At 72.6% G+C, this 19,238-nt stretch carries 17 protein-coding genes and 1 pseudogene; 9 read left to right on the top strand and 9 right to left on the bottom strand.

Annotated features, from left to right (window positions below):
• The first annotated feature begins 17 nt into the window (after window positions 1-17).
• Window positions 18-485, top strand: coding sequence for an ATP-binding protein (locus AS594_RS19730; protein WP_069928287.1), 468 nt, complete (start codon window positions 18-20; stop codon window positions 483-485).
• 360 nt (window positions 486-845) lie between these two features.
• Here AS594_RS19730 and AS594_RS19735 read toward each other — a convergent pair whose 3' ends face one another.
• The gene (locus AS594_RS19735) at window positions 846-1,772 is read right to left on the bottom strand and encodes a cyclase family protein (protein ID WP_069932496.1); all 927 of its coding nucleotides are present in this window, start codon (window positions 1,770-1,772) and stop codon (window positions 846-848) included.
• 84 nt (window positions 1,773-1,856) lie between these two features.
• Here AS594_RS19735 and AS594_RS19740 point away from each other — a divergent pair, with 84 nt between their 5' ends.
• The 3 genes from AS594_RS19740 to AS594_RS19750 all read left to right on the top strand — a co-directional run bounded on the left by AS594_RS19740 (window position 1,857) and on the right by AS594_RS19750 (window position 5,264).
• The gene (locus AS594_RS19740) at window positions 1,857-2,771 is read left to right on the top strand and encodes an SDR family NAD(P)-dependent oxidoreductase (protein WP_069928289.1); all 915 of its coding nucleotides are present in this window, start codon (window positions 1,857-1,859) and stop codon (window positions 2,769-2,771) included.
• Between the two features lie 280 nt (window positions 2,772-3,051).
• Complete coding sequence (locus tag AS594_RS19745) at window positions 3,052-4,191, top strand: acyl-CoA dehydrogenase family protein (RefSeq protein WP_069932495.1); 1,140 nt, start codon at window positions 3,052-3,054, stop codon at window positions 4,189-4,191.
• Window positions 4,192-4,205: 14 nt separating this feature from the next.
• Window positions 4,206-5,264, top strand: a complete 1,059-nt coding sequence (locus AS594_RS19750; protein ID WP_069932494.1) for a Zn-dependent alcohol dehydrogenase — start codon at window positions 4,206-4,208, stop codon at window positions 5,262-5,264.
• Between the two features lie 30 nt (window positions 5,265-5,294).
• Here the strand turns inward: AS594_RS19750 and AS594_RS41165 are convergent.
• Window positions 5,295-6,290: pseudogene (locus tag AS594_RS41165) on the bottom strand (GlxA family transcriptional regulator); the annotation flags it as partial.
• 117 nt (window positions 6,291-6,407) lie between these two features.
• Here AS594_RS41165 and AS594_RS19760 point away from each other — a divergent pair.
• Together AS594_RS19760 and AS594_RS19765 are read left to right on the top strand one after the other, a co-directional pair.
• Window positions 6,408-7,616, top strand: a complete 1,209-nt coding sequence (locus tag AS594_RS19760) for an MFS transporter (RefSeq protein ID WP_079148450.1) — start codon at window positions 6,408-6,410, stop codon at window positions 7,614-7,616.
• A gap of 159 nt (window positions 7,617-7,775) precedes the next feature.
• Window positions 7,776-9,080: an MFS transporter gene (locus AS594_RS19765; RefSeq protein WP_069933854.1), complete on the top strand. Its 1,305-nt coding sequence runs from the start codon at window positions 7,776-7,778 to the stop codon at window positions 9,078-9,080.
• Here the strand turns inward: AS594_RS19765 and AS594_RS19770 are convergent.
• From AS594_RS19770 to sigJ, 4 genes are all read right to left on the bottom strand, one after another.
• Complete coding sequence (locus AS594_RS19770; protein WP_069928293.1) at window positions 9,070-9,711, bottom strand: flavin reductase family protein; 642 nt, start codon at window positions 9,709-9,711, stop codon at window positions 9,070-9,072. The two genes, AS594_RS19765 and AS594_RS19770, sit on opposite strands and share 11 nt — an antisense overlap.
• A gap of 101 nt (window positions 9,712-9,812) precedes the next feature.
• Window positions 9,813-10,643: an enoyl-CoA hydratase/isomerase family protein gene (locus AS594_RS19775; protein ID WP_069928294.1), complete on the bottom strand. Its 831-nt coding sequence runs from the start codon at window positions 10,641-10,643 to the stop codon at window positions 9,813-9,815.
• Between the two features lie 177 nt (window positions 10,644-10,820).
• Window positions 10,821-13,055 (bottom strand): acetate--CoA ligase family protein, encoded by a 2,235-nt coding sequence (locus AS594_RS19780; protein ID WP_069932493.1) that lies wholly within the window; start codon window positions 13,053-13,055, stop codon window positions 10,821-10,823.
• Window positions 13,056-13,233: 178 nt separating this feature from the next.
• Window positions 13,234-14,145, bottom strand: a complete 912-nt coding sequence (gene sigJ, locus AS594_RS19785) for an RNA polymerase sigma factor SigJ (protein ID WP_069932492.1) — start codon at window positions 14,143-14,145, stop codon at window positions 13,234-13,236.
• A 75-nt stretch (window positions 14,146-14,220) separates the two neighbouring features.
• On the opposite strand from sigJ, the gene AS594_RS19790 reads away from it, so the two are divergent.
• Window positions 14,221-14,676, top strand: coding sequence for a carboxymuconolactone decarboxylase family protein (locus tag AS594_RS19790; RefSeq protein WP_069928297.1), 456 nt, complete (start codon window positions 14,221-14,223; stop codon window positions 14,674-14,676).
• A 62-nt stretch (window positions 14,677-14,738) separates the two neighbouring features.
• Here AS594_RS19790 and AS594_RS19795 read toward each other — a convergent pair whose 3' ends face one another.
• The gene (locus AS594_RS19795) at window positions 14,739-16,019 is read right to left on the bottom strand and encodes a flavin-containing monooxygenase (RefSeq protein WP_079144506.1); all 1,281 of its coding nucleotides are present in this window, start codon (window positions 16,017-16,019) and stop codon (window positions 14,739-14,741) included.
• 182 nt (window positions 16,020-16,201) lie between these two features.
• On the opposite strand from AS594_RS19795, the gene AS594_RS19800 reads away from it, so the two are divergent.
• Together AS594_RS19800 and AS594_RS19805 are read left to right on the top strand one after the other, a co-directional pair.
• A complete protein-coding gene (locus tag AS594_RS19800) occupies window positions 16,202-16,657 on the top strand; it encodes a DoxX family membrane protein (protein ID WP_069932491.1) in 456 nt (151 codons plus the stop codon).
• Entirely contained in the window at window positions 16,654-17,076 is a 423-nt protein-coding gene (locus AS594_RS19805) for a Zn-ribbon domain-containing OB-fold protein (RefSeq protein WP_069932490.1), read from the top strand. The genes AS594_RS19800 and AS594_RS19805 overlap by 4 nt, the downstream gene beginning before the upstream one ends.
• Before the next feature lie 78 nt (window positions 17,077-17,154).
• On the opposite strand, the gene AS594_RS19810 is transcribed toward AS594_RS19805, so the two are convergent.
• Complete coding sequence (locus tag AS594_RS19810) at window positions 17,155-17,808, bottom strand: pyridoxine/pyridoxamine 5'-phosphate oxidase (protein WP_069928300.1); 654 nt, start codon at window positions 17,806-17,808, stop codon at window positions 17,155-17,157.
• Window positions 17,809-17,919: 111 nt separating this feature from the next.
• Window positions 17,920-19,098, bottom strand: a complete 1,179-nt coding sequence (locus AS594_RS19815; protein WP_069932489.1) for an acetyl-CoA acetyltransferase — start codon at window positions 19,096-19,098, stop codon at window positions 17,920-17,922.
• Window positions 19,099-19,238: the final 140 nt, after the last annotated feature.

Genomic DNA, 19,238 nt, shown 5'->3' on the forward strand with positions numbered 1-19,238 from the left:
TTCGGATGGTGTGAGCGGTGCAGGTGCTTCAGGTGCAGTTGGAGGTAGGGGCCGATCCGGCCGAGGTGGGGCGTGCCCGGAGATGGGCGCGCTCGCGGCTGGCCGGCTCCGGGATAAGGGTCGACGAGCCACTGGCGGAGACCCTGATCCTGCTCATCTCCGAACTGGTCACGAACGCGGTGGTGCATACGGGCTGTCCGGCCGTACTGCGCATGCTCTTCGGCACCGCGGGCGACAGCACGGTCCGGGTCGAGGTCGCCGACGCGAGCGCCCGCCCGCCGAAGCCCCGGCACGCGGAGGGCGACGACACGAACGGACGGGGTCTGGAGCTGGTCGACGGCCTCGCCGACCGCTGGGGCTGGCAGTCCGAGGGGGCCGGCAAACGCATCTGGTGCGAAGTGGACCGGGGGGCGCCCGTGGTGGCAACAGGGGCGTACGAAGTGAAGGTGTATGAGCCGCCATGCGCCGTCACAAATAGTGCGTAACGGGTAAATCTCCGATCCGGTGTTGACGGGTCGTGATGGCCTGATGAACCTGGTGTGAGGCGATTCGCTGCGAGGGGACGTCGAGGACCCGGCCGTGCTGGGCGGTCTGTCCTTGGCGAGTGCGGGTCGTGGTTCGGCGTCAGCTCTTCGGTTTCAGAGTTCTCGGGTCTCCGGGTCTTCGGGACACGAGGGGCAGGGCCTGTGCGCCGGAGCCGGGTGGTGGCCCTTGTGCCGCGCTCGGGGCGTGCGGGAGTGCGTCGCCACCCGGCTGTTCATGTCAGGCCCGTTTGGAGCGTGCGGGGCGTTCCGCCCGCCGCCTGCCGTTCGCCGCCCGCCGCCTGCCGTCCGGCGTGGTTCCCGTCAGAAAATCGCCACCGGGGCGACCGGTGTGCCCGTGCCTCCGACGAACGGCTCCGGCATCGCGGAGAGCAGGAAGGCGTACCGCTCCTCCTCCGCACAGGCTGTGGACAGCTCCTCCAGATTCCAGTTCTGCCCCTGGAGCATGCCCATCTCGACGAGGTGGAGGGCGTGTACGGGCAGCCACAGGTTCTCGTTCTCCGGCGGGAAGATCTCGAAGGTGAGCGTGTCGTTCGCGACGGCGGCGACGTCGCGCGCGTGGAACCACTCGGGCGTACGGACGGACAGGCCCGGGGACGGGTAGCCGTACGCGTGCCTGTCGCCCGCCAGGTACGTCTGGATCTGCCCCGTCCGTACGAGAACGATGTCGCCGGCCCTTACGGGCGTACGCGCCAGCTCTTCGGCGGCTTCGAGGTCCTCGGGCGTCACCGCGTGGTCACCGGCCAGCCGGTCCAGTCCGCGCGCGCGGGCCACGTCGAGCAGCACCCCGCGCGAGACGACGTGCCGCGCCTTGTCGATGCCGCTGAAGCGGGCGCGGGTGTGGGGGGTGATGGTGTCGGCCGGGCGGCCGTTGTAGATCTTTCCCGAGTGCGACGCGTGGGTGAGGGCGTCCCAGTGGGTGGCCGCCTGGAGCCCCATGGTCACGGCGTCGTCGCTGGTGGCGACGGTGCCGGGTCCGAAGAGCTCCTGGTTGATCTGGACCATGGAGTGGAGCGGGTTGACCCGGCCGGGGATCAGGCCCGTCTGTACGCCGTCCTCCTTGAGCGGGAGCGCGAGGGGGACGCGGCGGCCGGTCCGGACGGTGGTGGCGGCGGTGCGTACGACCTCGTCGGTGATCAGGTTGAGGGTGCCGATCTCGTCCTCGGCGCCCCAACGGCCCCAGTTGTTCACGCGCTTGGCGATCTCGTGGAACTCGGCCGGCAGGGACATGGGCACTCCTCGGGTCTTGTGTTCGGACGACCGGGTACGCATAAAATCTAACGGTCCGTCAGAAACCGCGGGAAGGGGCCGGTCGTGGGGAACTTCTTGGCAGGCAAGGTCGTGGCCGTGACAGGGGCGGGGCGGGGGATCGGGCGCGCGGTGGCGCTGGCCTGCGCGGCCGAGGGGGCGCGGGTCGTCGTCAATGACTACGGGGTCTCGATGGAGGGTTCCGAGCCGACGAGCGAGGTCGCCGAGACGGTGGTGAAGGAGATCGCGGCCGTGGGCGGCGAGGCGGTGGCCGTCGCCGACGACATCTCGACGATGGCGGGCGGACAGCGGATCGTCGATGTGGCGCTGGCCCGGTACGGGCGTATCGACGGGGTGGTGTGCGTCGCCGGGATCCTGCGCGAGCGGATGCTCTTCAACATGGCCGAGGAGGAGTGGGATCCGGTCGTCGCGACCCATCTGAAGGGGACGTTCACGGTCTTCCGGGCGGCGTCGGCGGTGATGCGCAAGCAGGGCGGCGGGACGCTGATCGGCTTCACGAGCGGCAACCACCAGGGGAGCGTCGCGCAGGCCAACTACAGCGCCGCGAAGGGCGGGATCATCTCGCTGGTGCGGAGCGCGGCGCTCGGGCTGCACAAGTACGGGGTCACGGCGAACGCGGTGGCTCCGGTGGCGCGTACGCGGATGTCCGCGAACGTACCGATGGAGCTGAAGGAGATCGGCGAGCCGGAGGATGTCGCGGCGCTGGTCGTCTACCTGCTCTCCGAGCGGGCGCGGGCCGAGGGGATCACCGGGCAGGTCTACACGGTCGCCGGTCCGAAGATCGCCGTCTGGGCGCAGCCCCGGGAACTGCGGGCGGCGTACGCGGAGGGCGGGCGGTGGACGCCGGAGAGCATCGCGGACTTTCTGCCGGGGACGGTGGGGACGGACCCGATGCCGATGCTGGCGCAGCTTTCGGCGATGGCCGAGGCGGCGTCCCGGGGGGCGCGGCCGAACGCGTGAGGCGGGGGCGGTGGGGCGGTACTCGCGGGGGCGGTGCGGTGCGGTGCGGCGGTGGCGAGGGTGCGGTGCGGGGGCGTGGGGTCGGTGGCGCGCCGGGGCGTCTCCTCGGGCGTCGAACGTGCGGCCAGCGCTGCGTTGCCTGCGGGGTGGTTGTGTTCGACGCCCTGCGGGGAGCGCCCCGGCACGTCCCCTCCCGGCACCGTGGAGTGCGACGCCGGGGTGGTGTCTTGCCTGCACCGCCGGACGCGGTGCGGGAGTGGTTACTGAGAGGGGACCCGGTGTGGACTTCGCCTTCGGCGTCGACGACGACGCGTTCAGGGCTGACGCGCGGGCGTGGCTCGCCGCGCATGTCGGGGACGCGTCCGGAAGGGAGTGGGAGCGGGAGCTCGGTGGTGGCGGCTGGATCGGGATCGGGTGGGACGACGGCGGGGCGTACGGCGGCCGGCGGGCCGGGCTGACCCAGCAGGTCGTCTGGGCCGAGGAGTACGCCCGCTCCCGCGCCCCCGCGCGGGCCGGGCACATCGGGGAGAACCTCCTCGCTCCCACCCTCGTCGCATACGGGACCGAGGAGCAGAAGCAGCGGTTCCTGCCCGCGATCGCGCGCGGCGAGGAGCTGTGGTGCCAGGGGTACAGCGAGCCCGGCGCCGGTTCCGATCTTGCCGGGGTGCGTACGCACGCCGTACGGGACGCGGGCACGTACCGCGTCACCGGGCAGAAGATCTGGACCTCCCTCGCCCAGGACGCCGACTGGTGCTTCGTCCTGGCCAGGACCGGCGCGGCGAAGGCGCGTCGTCACCACGGGCTGTCGTTCCTGCTGGTGCCGATGGACCAGCCGGGCCGTGTGGACGTACGGCCCATCCGGCAGATGACCGGGACCAGCGAGTTCAGCGAGGTCTTCTTCGACGGGGCCGTCGCGCGTGACGTCGTCGGCGGGGAGGGCAACGGCTGGCGCGTCGCCATGGGCCTGCTCGCGCTGGAGCGCGGAGTGTCCACGCTCGTGCAGCAGATCGGCTTCGCCCAGGAGCTGCGGCAGGTCGTCCGGCTCGCCGTCGCGACGGGCGCAGCCGGGGATCCCGTCGTACGCGCCCGCCTCGTCCGGCTCTGGGCCGAGCTGCACACGATGCGCGTCAACGCGCTGCGCACGCTGGGTACTTCGCGATCCGGGCCCGGTGCGCCCAGCGTCACCAAGCTCCTCTGGGGCGGCTGGCACCAGCGGCTCGGCGAGCTCGCCGTACAGGTGCGGGGCGCCGCCGCGACGGTCGGGCCGTACGACTGGGACGAGGAGCGTCCGTACGAACTCGACGGTCTGCAAGGGCTGTTCCTGTTCAGCCGGGCCGACACCATCTACGGCGGGTCCGACGAGATCCAGCGGAACATCATCGCCGAGCGCGTGCTCGGCCTACCGAGGGAGTCCGGGTGACGAGTGGCGGCGGAATGCGTGGCCTTGTCTTCGACGGGAAGGCGGCGCGGGTCGTGGACGACCTGGAGGTACGGGACCCGGGGCCCGGCGAGGTCATGGTCGCCGTCGGCGCGGCCGGGCTCTGCCACAGCGATCTGTCCGTCATCGACGGGACCATCCCCTTCCCGGCGCCCGTCGTCCTCGGGCACGAAGGCGCCGGGGTCGTCGAGGCGGTCGGCGCGGGCGTGACGCATGTGGTGGCGGGTGACCATGTGGCGCTGTCCACCATCGCCAACTGCGGGGCGTGCGCGGAGTGCGGCCGTGGCCGGCCGACCATGTGCCGCAAGGCGATCGGCATGCCGGGGCAGCCGTTCTCCCGGCGGGGCGGCGAGCCGCTGTACCAGTTCGCGTCCAGCTCGTCCTTCGCCGAGCGGACGATCGTGAAGGCCGTCCAGGCCGTGCGGATCCCGGCCGGCATCCCGATGACCTCCGCCGCCCTGATCGGCTGCGGCGTCGTCACGGGCGTGGGCGCCGTGCTGAACCGCGCGAAGGTCGGCCCGGGCGACACCGTCGTCGTCATCGGAACGGGCGGCATCGGGCTCAACGTCATCCAGGGTGCCCGTATCGCCGGGGCCTCGGTCATCGTCGCCGTCGATTCCAATCCGGCCAAGGAGGCCGTCGCGCGGCAGTTCGGCGCGACCCACTTCCTGGCGTCGGCGGACGGCGACGCAGTACGGGAGATCCTGCCGGCCGGCGCCCACCACGCCTTCGAGTGCGTCGGCAGGACGGACCTGATCCGGCAGGCGGTCGACCTGCTCGACCGGCACGGACAGGCGGTGCTCCTCGGTGTGCCGGCCGCGACGGCGGAGGCGTCGTTCCTGGTGTCCTCCATGTACCTGGACAAGTCCATCCTCGGATGCCGGTACGGCTCTTCGCGCCCGCAGCGGGACATCGCCCTGTACGCCGAGCTGTACCGGGAGGGCAAGCTGCTGCTCGACGAACTGGTGACGCGGACCTACCCCGTGGAGGACTTCGCGAAGGCGGCGGACGACGCGCACCACGGGCGTGTGGCGCGCGGAGTGCTCACCTTCTGATCCTCGCCGGACGGTGCTCCGGAGACGGCCGGTCGCCCCCGCCGTCGCGCGGAAAGTGCGGCGGTAGACCGTCGGCGGGACGCCCAGCGTCGCCTGGAGGTGCTGGCGAAGCGACGTCGCCGTACCGAAACCGGCGTCGCGCGCGACCTGGTCGATGGACAGGTCGCTGGATTCGAGGAGGTGCCGGGCCCGCTCGACGCGTTGCTGGGCCAGCCACTGCCCGGGGCTGATCCCGGCCTCCTCGCGGAACCGGCGCGTGAAGGTCCGTACCGACATCGACTCCTGCTCGGCCATGTCCCGCAGCTGGATCGGCTCGTGGAGGCGGTCCAGGGCCCACGCCCGTGCCCTGGTCGTGGTCGCCACCTGCGGTTCCGGGACCGGGCGATGGATGTACTGGGCCTGTCCGCCGTCCCGGTGCGGGGGTACGACGGTGCGCCGGGCCACCTCGTTGGCGACGGCGCTGCCGTGGTCGCGCCGCACGATGTGCAGGCAGAGGTCGAGCCCGGCGGCGACCCCGGCGGAGGTCAGGACATCGCCGTCGTCGATGAACAGGACGTCCGCGTCGACCCGCACGGAGGGGAACAGGCGCTGGAAATGCCCGGCCGCCGACCAGTGCGTGGTCGCGGGGCGGCCGTCGAGGTAGCCCGCGGCAGCCAGGACGTACCCGCCGGTGCAGATGGAGACCATGCGGGTGCCGGGGCGTACGAAGGTGAGGGCGGCCTTGAGGTCCTCGGTCAGCACGCCCTGCTCGTAGACCGCGCCGAGCTCGTACGACGCGGGGACCACGACGGTGTCGGCGGTGGCCAGGGCCTCGGGGCCGAGCTCGACGGCGATGGAGAAGTCGGCGTCCGTACGGACCGGGCCCGGCGGCCGGACGGAACACGTCACGATCTCGTAGAGGGGTTCGCCCGCCGCGTCCTTCGCACGGCCGAAGATGCGGTGCGGGATACCGAGTTCGAAGGGGAGCAGCCCGTCGAGCGCGAGGACGACCACGCGGTGCGGCACGGTGCCGTGCTTCCTGTCCATCGGCCCCGGCTCCTCACGGTCCCAAATTGGCTGGCTGGTATAGACCTCTAGCTGGTACATCTCTGCGCTGTGACGGACAAGCGCGCAGCAGCCCAGGACATTCCCGAGACGGTACGCATGCGGCAGGCGGACTCCGGCGGACTGTGGAACCGTAACTTCAGGCTCTTCTTCGTGGCCCGCACGGTCGCCGTCTTCGGTGACGGCATGGTGCCCGTCGCCCTGGCGGCGGGCCTGCTCGGCGCGGGCCGTCCCGCCTCGTCCGTCGGCTACGCCCTCGCCGCGTGGATCGGCCCCTTCGCGGTGCTGGTCCTCTTCGGCGGCGTACTCGCGGACCGCTTCACGCCCCGCCGGATGATGATCCTCGCGGACGCTCTGCGGCTGGTCGGTGCCTCGGTGCTCGCCCTGTCCTTCGCGGCCGGGGATCCGTCGGTGTGGGTGGTGTACGGGCTGAGCGCGGTCAGCGGCGTCGGCGCGGCGCTCTTCCAGCCCGGGGTCGCCTCGACCGTCCCGCGCATCGCGCACGACATACAGCGGGCGAACGCGGTCCTGCGCGTCTGCGAGGCGCTGATGACCATGGCGGGTCCGGCCTTCGCGGGGCTCGTGGTGGGGCTCTCGGGGGGTGCGGGCGCGGTGTTCGCCGCGAACGCCGCGACCTTCGGCGTGAGCGGCGCCTGCATGTTCCTGCTGCGGCTTTCCCCGGTGGGCGACCCGGTGCGGCGCGGCTCCCTGGTGTCCGAACTGGTCGACGGGTGGCACGAGTTCACCGCGCGCAGCTGGCTGTGGGGCGTGAACGCGATCTGGACGGTGTACGGGCTGACCGTGGCGGGCCCGATGATGCCGCTCACGGCGGTCCTGGTGACCAAGGGGCACGGTGCGGGGACGTACGGCGCGCTGATGGGCGTCCATGGCGCGGGCAGCGTAGCGGGCGGCCTGCTGGCGCTGCGCCTGCGGCCGGGGCGTCCGCTGGCGGCGGGGGCGGTGGCGCTGCTCGGCGTCGTGGTGAACCTGGTGGTCCTGGGTCTCGACATGTCCGTACTCGCCCTGGGGATCGGCCAGTTCGCCGGCGGGGCGGCCTTCGCGTTCTGGCTGGTGATGTGGTCGACGACGGTCCAGACGCACGTCCCGGCCGACGCGCTGAACCGGCTGCACGCCTACGACGTGTCCGGATCGCTGCTGATGATGGCGGCGGGACGGGCGCTGGCCGGTCCGGTGGCGGAGCGGGTGGGCGCGGAGCAGGTGCTGCTGGCGGGGGTGGTGATCATGGTGGCGGTGGTCGGGGCGCTGCTGGGGGCCCGGCCGGTCCGGGAGCTGCGGCGGGTGGAGTGACGCGCGCGGGGGCGGGAGGGGGACTCTGGCCGCGCCTGTGACGTGGTGGTTTCCGCGTCGGCGGTGGCGCTGTGCGGCCTGGTGGCGTGTCCCGATTCTTTCGAACCCTGGCCGTCGGGCCACTCGCCCGCGCTCGCCACGCACTCGAAGCTGTGTGACGTGACCCAGACAACCGAAGCCGCCCAGGGAGCCGTACCTGCACCCGCGGGCCCCCGCCGCCCTCGTATCCACCGTGCGTGGTTCGTCGCGGCGGTGGCCTTTGTGACGATCATCGGCGGAGCGGCGTTCAACTCCCTGCCCGGCCTGCTGATCGAACCGCTGCACGAGTCGTTCCACTGGTCGCGCGGCGAGATCGGCTTCGCCGTCTCCATCGACATGGCGCTGTACGGCCTGACCGCGCCGTTCGCCGCCGCGCTCATGGACCGCTTCGGTATGCGCAAGGTGGTGGTCGTCGCGCTGAGCATGGTCGCGGCCGGCGCCCTGCTCAGCGTCTGGATGACGGCGAGCTGGCAGCTGATGCTCTACTGGGGCCTGCTCGTCGGCCTCGGTACCGGCTCGATGGCGATGGCGTTCTCCGCGACGGTCACCAACCGCTGGTTCGTCGAGCGCCGCGGCCTGGTCACCGGCGTCCTGACGGCGGCGGGGGCGTCCGGACAGCTCGTCTTCCTCCCCCTCTGCGCCTGGATCGTCGAGGACCACGGCTGGAAGCCCGCCTCCGTCACGGTCGCGCTGGCGGCCCTCGTCGTCGTCCCGTTCGTGTGGCTGCTGCTGCGCGACCATCCGGCGGACGTCGGACTCGCCCCGTACGGCGGTGAGTTCGTCGAGAAGCCCGCGCCCCGGCGCGGGGCGGCGAAGCGTGCGGTCACGGTGCTGTTCGCGGCGGCGAAGACCGGGCCGTTCTGGCTGCTGGCGGGCACGTTCGCGATCTGCGGGGCGTCGACGAACGGACTCGTCCGTACCTACTTCGTCCCCTCGGCGCACGACCACGGCATGCCGATCACCGCAGCCGCCTCGCTGCTGGCCGTCATCGGCGTCTTCGACGTCATCGGCACGATCGCCTCCGGCTGGCTGACCGACCGCTTCGAGGCCCGCCGCCTGCTGGCCGCGTACTACGCGCTGCGCGGCGTCTCGCTGCTCTTCCTGCCGATGCTGATGGCCCCGGCCGTCCACCCGCCGATGATCTTCTTCATCGTCTTCTACGGACTCGACTGGGTGGCGACGGTCCCGCCGACCCTCGCCCTGTGCCGCGATCAGTACGGCGAGGACTCGGCCATCGTCTTCGGCTGGGTGCTCGCCTCACACCAGGTCGGCGCGGCGGTCGTCGCGTTCGCGGGCGGTGTGGCGCGGGACGTGTTCGGTTCGTACGACGTGGTCTGGTATGCGGCGGGGGCGCTGTGCGCGGCGGCCGCGCTGATGTCACTGGTGATCCGCAGGAGCCCCGCCGCGCCCGCCCTCAAGCACTGAAACGGCCGAACCGGCCCCGGTGGAACAGCAGGGGCTCACCGTCGTCGGTGCCGCCCAGCGCCTCCACCCTGCCGACCACGATGAGGTGGTCGCCGCCCGTGTGCACGGCCTGGACGCGGCAGTCGATCCAGGCGGGTACGGAGTCGAGCAGCGGTGACCCGGTGACGGGTGCGGGCTCGTGGCCGACCCCGGCGAACTTGTCCGCCCCGCTCACCGCGAAGGCGCGGCACAGGTCGCCCTGGTCCGCGCCGAGGATGTTCACGCAGAAGACGCCGGCGCGGGCTATGCGCGGCCAGGTCGTGGACGTACGGGCGACCATGAACGTGACCAGGGGCGGGTCGAGGGACAGCGAGGCGAAGGACTGGCACGCGAATCCGGCGGGTCCGGTGTGGTCCGTCACCTGGTCCGTCACTTGGTCCGTCGCTTCGTCCGGGTGGGCGGCGGGCGGTGCCGTGATGACCGTGACGCCGCTCGCGAAGTGGCCGAGTACGGACCGGAACGCGGCCGGGTCGACCGGTGGCCGCTCGTCCGCGCCGACGGCCCGCAGGTCGGGGCGCGGGAGCGCGTCGTAGGGTTCGGCGGCCGTGGGGGCGCCGACCGTCCTGAGGTATCGGACGACGGTGGCCGCCATCCCTGCGTGTCCCATCACCTCACCCATTGAACCTGACGGGTCGTCAGATGGAAAGGGGTGCGGGCCCGCCGGGGTGGGGCATGACCTCGGCCGGGCCGGGCTCAGAGACCGCGGTACTTGGGCGTACGGCGCTCCACGAAGCTGGCCACGCCCTCGTTCGCGTCCGCCGTGGTCATGTTGATCTCCTGGGCGGCCGCCTCGGCGGCGAACGAGGTGGTCCTGTCCACGTCCAGGGAGGCGTTGACGAGTTGCTTGGCCAGGGCGATCGACCGCGTCGGCCCGGCCGCCAGCCGCTCGGCCCACGCACGGGCGGTCGCGGCCAGTTCCGCGTCCGGCACGACACGGTTGACCAGGCCCAGCCGCTCGGCCTCGGCGGCCGGCACCGAGTCCCCGAAGAACATCAGCTCCTTCGCGCGCTGCGGGCCGACGAGGCGTGGCAGCAGGTACGCTCCGCCGCCGTCCGGGACCAGTCCGCGCCGTACGAAGACCTCGATGAACCTGGCGGACTCGGCGGCCAGTACGAGATCGCAGGCGAACGCGAGGTGGGCCCCGATGCCGGCGGCGGTGCCGTTCACGGCGGCGAGCACCGGCTTCTCGCAGTCCAGTACGGCGCTGATGAGCCGCTGGGCGCCCAGCCGGATCGTACGGGCGACGTCCCCGGCCACCCGTTCCCCACTGCTCGTAGGGGCTCCGCGCAGATCCGCGCCCGCGCAGAACCCCTTGCCGGTGGCGGTGACGACGACGGCACGCACGGCGGGGTCGGCGGAGGCGGCGGCGAGCAGCGAGATGACGCGGTCGCGCTGGGGCCAGGTCAGGGCGTTCATGGCGGCGGGGCGGTTGAGGGTGATCCACGAGACGTTGTTGTCAGTGGTGTGGCGTATCAATGAGTCGAGGGATTCACCGGCGTCGTCGAGGGGGGTGTCGGTCGCCATGCGGGGGCTCCTGGGGGAGTGGTGGGGTGAGCGGGCGCAATCGGCCCGTCCGGCGTCTGAGGACCCGCCCGGAGGCGTCGGGCGGCTGGGGGCCTGCCCCCGGGTCCGGGAAGGGGCGGGGTGGGAAAGCGCCGCGCGGCGGCCACCGCGCCGGGGTCACCGGCACGCCCGCCTTCCTCATCGGCATACCGCCAGCGCGTCCAGTGCCACCGCTCCCTGGCCCCGGGGCAGGACCATCAGCGGGTTGATGTCCAGTTCCGAGAGGTCGTCGCCCAGTTCCAGGGCCATCCGCTGCACCCGCAGCACGACCTCCACCAGCGCGTCCACATCCGCCGGCGGCGCACCCCGTACGCCCTCCAGCAGCGCGTGGCCGCGCAGTTCGCCGAGCATGGCCCGGGCCTGGTCCTCGCCGAAGGGGGGTACGCGTACCGACGCGTCGCGGAGCACCTCCACCAGTACGCCGCCGAGCCCCACCGTCACCGTCGGCCCGAACAGCGCGTCCTGCGTGACGCCGACCATCATCTCGACGCCCCGCTCCACCATCTGGCACACCAGGACGCCGTCCAGCCCGATCCCCTCGTACCGCGCGATGTCCGTCAGCTCGCGGTACGCGTCGCGGATCTGGCTGGCGGACGTCAGCCCGATCTTCACCAGGCCCAGCTCGCTCTTGTGCGCGAGCCGCGGCCCGGACGCCTTCATCACCACCGGGTAGCCGACGAGCCCCGCCGCCCGGACCGCCGCCGCCGCGCTGGTCACCAGTTGCTCGCGCGGTACGCGGATGCCGTACGCCCGCAGCAGCTGCTTCGCCGCGTGTTCGCTGAGCTGCTCGCCGGGGCGCATCAGGGCCTGCGCCTTGCGGAAGGAGGGGGACGGCGTGCGCGGCGCCTCGTCGAAGGGGGAGCGGTAGGAGGCCGTGAAGCGGTGGTGGTCCAGGTAGGCGCGTACGGCGGAGACGCAGTTGCCGAAGGTACGGAAGGTGGCGACCCGCGACGAACCGAGCAGCGTCTGGCGGTACGCCGCCTCCGTCCCGACCGGAGAGCCCCACACCACGCACACCAGCTTGTCCGTCGCCTCGGCCGCCGCCACCAGGTCCTCGGCCAGCTTGTCGCTCATGGGAGGGAAGGGACCCGTGATCGGGCAGACGAGGACGCCCACCGCCGGGTCGGCCAGGATCGCGTCGATGATCTTGCGGCCGCGCCAGTCACCGACGGGGTGCCCGCCGTTGTCGACGGGGTTCGCGACGTTCAGGTACTCGGGTATCCACTCGTGCAGCTCGGCCTGTTTGGCCGCCGGGAGTTCCGGCAGCCGCAGTCCCGCCGCCGTGGCCAGGTCCGCGAAGTGCGCGCCCGTACCGCCCGAGATCGAATAGACGACGACCCCGTCGGCCACCGGCTTCCGCGCCCGCGCCAGCAGGGCGGCCGTGTCCTGGAGCTGGTCCAGTGCGTCCACGCGGATCACGCCGAACTGCCGCATCGCCGCGTCCACCACCTCGTCCGCGCCGGTCAGCTTGCCGGTGTGCGAGGCGGCCGTACGCGCGCCCGCCTCCGTACGGCCCACTTTGACCGCCACGACCGGCACCCCCGCCCGCGCGGCCCGGTCGGCGGCGAGCAGGAAGGAGCGGCCGTCCTTGAGGCCCTCGACGTAGCAGGCGATGGCGCCGACCTCGGGCCGCTGGGCGAAGTACGCGATGAAGTCGGCCGTCTCCAGGTCGGCCTCGTTGCCCGTGGGCGCCCAGTGGGAGAGGCGGATGCCCAGCTCCTGGAGGGCGTGCAGGGGGCGGCCCTGGTGACCCGACTGGGTGATCAGTGCGATGGCGGGGCCTTCGAGGTCGTCGCGGAACCGCTCGAAGGCGTTGAGGTTGGTGTTCGGTCCCAGCAGCCGTACGCCGGACCGCTCCACCGCGGCCGCCAGCCGTGTCTGGGCGGCGGCGCCCGCCTCGCCCGTCTCGGCGAAGCCGGACGCGAAGGCGACGGCGAACCTCACCTTGGCCTCGCCCAGTTCACCGACCACCGGAAGGGGATCACCGACCAGCAGCACGGCCAGGTCGACATGCTCCGGCACGTCGCGGACGGAGGGCACGCAGGGCAGCCCGAACACGGACGCGCGCGTGGGATGGACGGGGTGCAGCCGGGCGCCGACCCGCTCGGCCCAGGCGATCAGCTGCCGGGTGATCCCGGTGTTGGGCCTGCCCTCGGCGTCGGAGGCGCCGACGACGGCCACCGACTCGGGCCGGAAGAACCGGTCGAGGTCCGGGACCTCGGCGTACAGCGGCCGGCCGCTGACGTCGAGGTCGCCGGCCGCGACGGCGGTGGGGGTCGCCGTGTCGTGGACAGCGGCGCGGGAAGCCTCTCCGCAGGCCACGACGCGGGCGCGGAGATCGGTGGTCAGGGTGCCGTGGGTAGATCCAAGCATGTCTCAGCCCGCTCCTGCTCGTCGGCCAACGTAACTGACGCGTAGTCAGATTACTGAACTGATGGCTCGTCAGGAACAGTCCGGCGGGCAAAGCCTGGAGGGCGGGCCCGCACACCGCGCCCGCCCTCCCCTGCCCCTACCCGCCCCGGAGCCTCGTCAAGACCCGCCCGCGGGCCGATCAGCCGTCGAGGGCGGGCACTTCCAGCCGGCTCAGACGGTCCCGGTCCGCCAGGATGTTGATCTCGACGATCTTCCCGTCCCTGAGCGTGAAGTCCATGACCGAGTACGTCTGCCCGCCGGTCGCCGTGACGAGCCCGAGCGCTCCGTTGACGAGCGCCGGCCGTGCGTACGGGGCGAACCGGGAGAACGTGAGCGCCTGCTCCACCACGGTCCGTGCCCCGCGGACCACCCTGGACGCGAAGACCGTCCCCGCCGTCGCGGGAGTGACGGCGCCGGCATCGGCCCGCAGCACCACGTCCGGGTCGAGGAGCGCGAGAAGCGCGTCGAAGTCACCCTCGCGCGAAGCCGCGAGGAAGGCGTCGACGACCTGCCGCTGACGCCCACGGTCGGCCTCCGGCGGCCGGGCCCCCTGCACCCGCCGCCGGGCGCGGCTGGCCAGTTGCCGGGTCGCGGCCGGGGTGCGCTCGACGACGGGAGCGATGTCGTCGAAGGGCACGGCGAACATGTCGTGCAGGACGAAGGCGAGCCGCTCGGCGGGCGGCAGCGTCTCCAGTACGACGAGGAGCGCGAGGCCGACCGAGTCGGTGAGCAGGGCCTGCTGCTCGGGATCGGCCTTGTCGGCCCGGCCGATGACGGGATCGGGCACGTGCGTGTATGCGTGTACGTCGAGGGGGTCCTCGCGCCGTGACGTGCGCGAGCGCAGCATGTCCAGGCACACCCGCCCCACGACCGTCGTCAGCCAGCCGCCCAGGTTCGCGACGTCGGTGGTGTCGGACCGGCTGAGCTTCAGCCATGCCTCCTGGACGGCGTCCTCGGCCTCGCTCAGCGAGCCCAGCATCCGGTACGCGACGGCGCGCAGGTGCCCCCGGTGGGCCTCGAAGCGCTCCGCCAGAAATTCGTGGTCGGTCATCGGTCACATTCCCCCGGCCGGTTCCGTCAGTGCGGTAACGAACGGAACAGCGAACACACTTGAAGGAGATCAATCATGCAGGCACGGATGCCGAACCCCGCGGTGGTCATCCCCGAGGCCATGCCCGCCATCCTCAGCGTCCTCAAGGCCGCGAAGAAGGGCGGCGTACCGGAGAAGACGCTGGAGCTGGTGCACCTGCGCGCGAGCCAGATCAACGGCTGCGGTGTGTGCGTCGACGGCGGGGTGCGCAGCGCGCGGAAGGCGGGCGAGAGCGACGAGCGCCTCTTCGCGGTGGCGGCCTGGCGGGAGACGCCCTACTTCACCGACGCCGAGCGTGCGGCGCTCGCGCTCTCGGAGGCCGCCACCCGGCTGAGCGACCGCGCGGAGCCGGTGCCGGACGACATCTGGGACGAGGCCGCCAGGCACTACGACGAGAAGCAGCTCGCGAGCCTCGTGCTCTACATCGGCGTGACCAACCTCTTCAACCGCCTGAACGCCACCACGAAGCAGGTGGCGGGGGCCGGCTGGTAGCCGGGCCTGCGCGGGGGCCGCGGTCGCCGCGCGCTCGGCCGCGCCCCGGCTCGCCGGGCCGCTCAGCCGGCGGCGGCCCCGCGACCGGCCGCGGCCCCCTCGGCGGTCGCCTTCGCGGCCTTCTTCGCGGCCCTTTTCGCGGGCTGCTCACCGGCCTTCTTCCCGGCCTTCTTCCCGGCGTTCTTCGCGGCCCTCTTCGCCACCGTCTTCGCGATCTTCCCGGCGTCGATGGCCAGTTCGCGGAACATGCCGCTGATGGGGTTGGTGAAGCCCGTGAAGTACAGGTCCGGAGCCGTCGGCGGTGTGCGCGCGCCGTGCACCACTGGGTGGCCCCGGCCGTCCAGCACCCCGAGGTGGCCCACCAGTCCGTCCAGCGCCCGCCGGTAGCCGGTCGCCGCGATCACGGCCTCCGGCGCGATGCGGGTGCCGTCGGCCAGTACGACCTCGCCCCCGTCGAGGGCCTCGACCGCCGCCACCGGTTCCACGGCTCCCCGCTTCACGGCACTGATCAGCCCCACGTCCTGCACCGGAACGGCGCCCTCCTTGACCCGGGAGTAGAGCCCGGTACCGGGGCGCGGCAGGCCGTGGGCGGAGAGGTCGGGGACCGACAGCCGGGCGACCAGGCCACCGGCCAGGTCCACCAGCCGGACCGGCAGGCGGCGTACGAGGATGCCGGTGCGCTGCGCGGGCCAGCCGGCCGTCGAGCGGCGCACGATGTGCGGGACGGTGCGCACCGCCAGCCGTACGCGCGCCGCGCCGCCCTCCGCCAGGTCCACCGCTATCTCCGCGCCCGTGTTCCCGGTGCCGACGACCAGGACGTCCTTGCCCTCGTACGGGCGCGGGGCGCGGTACTGGCGGGCATGGGTCAGCTCGCCGGTGTACGTGTCGCGGCCGGGCCACTCGGGGACGTACGGCGTGTGGTTGTAGCCGGTGGCGACCACCACGGCCGAGCCGGTGAGCTCGCGCCCGCCGGAGGCCCGCAGCAGCCAGCCGCCCCTCTCGCCGGGTGCGGCCTCGATGCGGTCGATACGGGAGACCTCGACCCCCGTGACGATCTCCAGTTCGTGGAACTCGGCATACTTCTCCAGGTACCTGACCACGTTGTCCCGCGTCACCCACCGCCCGAACGCTCGCGGTATCGGCAGTCCCGGCAGGCCCGACAGGCGCCGGGTGGTGTGCAGGCGCAGCCGGTCGTAGTGCGCCCGCCAGGACGCCCCGACGGAGTCGGACTTCTCCAGTACGACCGCGCGTACGCCCTGGTCGCGCAGGGCAGCCGCGGCGGCTAGTCCGCCGGGTCCGCCGCCTATGACGTAGACGGGGTGGTTGTGTGGGGTATCGGCCATGATTCGTCAGCGTAATGACGAAACTTGTTGATGGGTATCGGTCAAGACCGAAATCGGTTGCGAATCGGTCACGGACAGTCGCGGACGGTCGCGGAGCCGTACCCCTTGCGCGCGGCCCGCCCCATCCGCTGAACTGACGTACCGTCAGATAGGCGGGGACGGCTGAAGGTGGGTGGAGCGGAATGCAGACCATCTGGCTCGGTGGCGCGGAGTGGCTCGCCGTGCTGCGCGTCGGCCTCGGCCTGTGGTGGCTGGAGAGCTGGCGCCACAAGGACAAGAAGGGCTGGTTCGAGCGCGGTACGGGCATCGCCTGGGCGGCGGACGTCGCCGGGAAGCACCGGTGGCCGGCGGTGAAGCGCGGCTTCGACACCGTGGTCGCGCCCCGGCCCAAGGTGATGGCGTACATCGTCGTGTACGCCGAACTCGCCCTCGGACTCGGCCTGGTCGCCGGATTCCTGACGCCGGTCGCGCTGGCCGCCGGCCTGCTCCTGAACCTCCTCTACCTCGTTCTGATGATCCACGACTGGGCCGAGCAGGGGCAGAACGCCATGATGGCGCTGATATCGCTCGTCGCCCTGTTCGCCCTGTCCTGGCAGACGTGGTCCCTCGACCACGCGATCGGATGGCTCGGGGCATGAGCGCCGACGTGCCCGACATCGACGCGTTCACCCGCCCCTACTGGGACGCCGCCGCCGACGGCCGCCTGTTGCTGCGCCGCTGCCGCGCCTGCGGCCGGCCGCACCACTACCCCCGTGAGTTCTGCCCGTACTGCTGGAGCGAGGACGTCGTGTGGGAGCGGGCGAACGGCCGCGCGACGCTCTACACCTGGTCCGTCGTCCACCGCAACGACCTGCCGCCCTTCGGAGCCCGCGTCCCGTATGTCGCCGCCGTCGTGGACCTGGCGGAGGGGCCGCGCATGATGACGGAGGTCGTCGGCTGCGCGGAGGCGGACCTGCGGATCGGGATGGAGCTGACGGTCACCTTCCGGCGCGAGGGCGAAGGGCCGGCGGTTCCCGTCTTCCGTACGGCCCGGCTCTCCGGCGGCGGGCAGAGCTGAGCGGTGACCACCTCACCCGGTTCGGCGCCCTGCCGGCCCAGGCTCTGACTCCGTGGGAGGCGGCCGGTCGACAGCCGGTCACGGCCAGAGCAGCTCCCGGACCCACGCGTCTCCGTCCCGCCGGTAGCGCAGCCGTACGTGCCGGCGTCGCTCGTCGCCCTGGAAGAACTCGACCTCGCGCGGTTCGAGGACGTACACCGTCCAGGTCGCCGATCCGGCGTCCGGTTCGGCCTCTGCCCGCGCCCAGGCCGCCTCGCTCGCCCGCGCCAGCTCCTCCCGCGAGCGCAGCACCTCGCTCTGCCGCCCCACCAGCGCCGACGCCAGCGCCCCCGTCGAGCGGGCGTGCAGGTCGGCGTCGGCCTCCTGGGGCGTCCCGGTGGAGACCTGCCCCCGTACCCGGACCTGGCGGCCCTGGACCGGCCAGTAGAAGCCGAGCGCCGCTCGCGGGGCGGCGGCGAGGTGGCGGCCCTTGGTGCTGGTGGCGTGCGACGCGAAGTGCCAGCCCCGCTCGTCGGCGTCGTGCAGCATCAGCGTCCGCACGTCGGGCAGCCCGTCCGGGTCGACGGTGGCCAGTGACATGGTGTGCGGCTCCGCCTGTCCGGCACGGGCCGCCGCCACGAACCACTGCCTGAAGAGGGGCAGCGGATCGGCGGGCGCGGTGTCCGGGTCGAAGGCGGGGAGAGTGGTGTCCCACACGCGCAGCGAGCGGAGGGTCTCGTGGAAGCTGGTCATCGAGCCATAATGCGCCGGGTGTGCGCGGGGACGCACGTCCGGAGGAGGGGACGCACGTCCGGAGGAAAGGACGCCGCCGAACCGGGGCGCGGGCGGTCGTACGCGTCCGGGTCACCCGTCCCGCCCGAGCACCACCGTTCCCGACGAGCAGAACCAGCCGCCCGTCCCCGACGCCACCGCCAGCTCCGGCAGCGCGCCGTCCGCCTTGCGGACCTGGCCTTCGCCCGCCTCGCCGCGCAGTTGCCGTACCGCTTCCACCAGCAGGAACAGCCCTCGCATGCCGGGGTGGCAGGCGGACAGACCGCCGCCGTCGGTGTTCACCGGCAGCGCGCCGTCGCGCAGCAGCCGGCCCTTCTCGACGAAAGCGCCGCCCTCGCCCTTCGCGCAGAACCCGAGGTCCTCCAGCGTCACCAGCGTCATGTAGGTGAAGGCGTCGTAGATCTCCGCGAGGTCGATGTCCGAGGGGCGCACGCCCGCCCGCTCGAAGGCCAGGCGCCCCGAGACGGCCGCCGGGGAGACCGTGAAGTCGTCCCACTCGGACATGGTGGTGTGCGAGACGGCGGTCCCGGAGCCCAGCACCCACACCGGGGCCTTGGCCGCATCGGGTACGTACTCCCGCGCCACCATCAGTACCGCGCAGCCGCCGTCGCTGCGGATGCAGCAGTGCAGTTTGGTGAAGGGGTCGGCGATCATTGGCCCGGACAGTACGTCGTCCACGGTCACCGGGTCGCGGAACATCGCTCCGGGGTTGGTCGCCGCGTTCGCCCGCGCCTGGACGGCGACCTCGGCGAGCTGCTCCAGGGTCGTGCCGTATTCGTGCATGTGGCGGCGGGCGGCCATCGCGTACTTCGCGACGAGCGTGTGCCCGTACGGGACTTCGAACTGGAGGGGGCCGCGCGCGCCGAACGAGAGGTTCGAGGTGCGGCGCCCCGCCTTGATGTCGGCGCGGGCGGTCGAGCCGTACACCAGCAGTACGGCGTTGGCATGGCCGGCCGCGATCGCGTCGGCGGCGTGGGCGGCCATGACCTCCCAGGTGGAGCCGCCGACGGTGGTCGAGTCGACCCAGGTGGGCCGCAGTCCCAGGTACTCGGCGACCTCGACCGGCGCGAGCGTGCCGAGGCCGGCGGACGCGAAGCCGTCGATCAGCGACCGGTCGAGCCCGGAGTCGGCGAGGGCGCGGCGGGCGGCCTGGGCGTGGAGGGCGTAGGGGGTGGCGTCGTCGACGCGTCCGCAGTCGGAGAGGGCTGTGCCGACGATGGCCACCTTGCGGCGGAGAGGGCGTGGCAGCATGAATCTGACGGTACATCAGATTATGTGGTCGCGGGCCCTCGGCGGCGCGACCGCCGTCGGCGGCGACGCTCCGCACCCGCCGCCGCCCCGGGCCGACGCGCCCCTGTGCTTCTCGGCCCCCCACCCCTAACATGACGGCC

The sequence above is a fragment of the Streptomyces agglomeratus genome, assembly GCF_001746415.1.
Classification (GTDB): Bacteria; Actinomycetota; Actinomycetes; order Streptomycetales; family Streptomycetaceae; genus Streptomyces; species Streptomyces agglomeratus.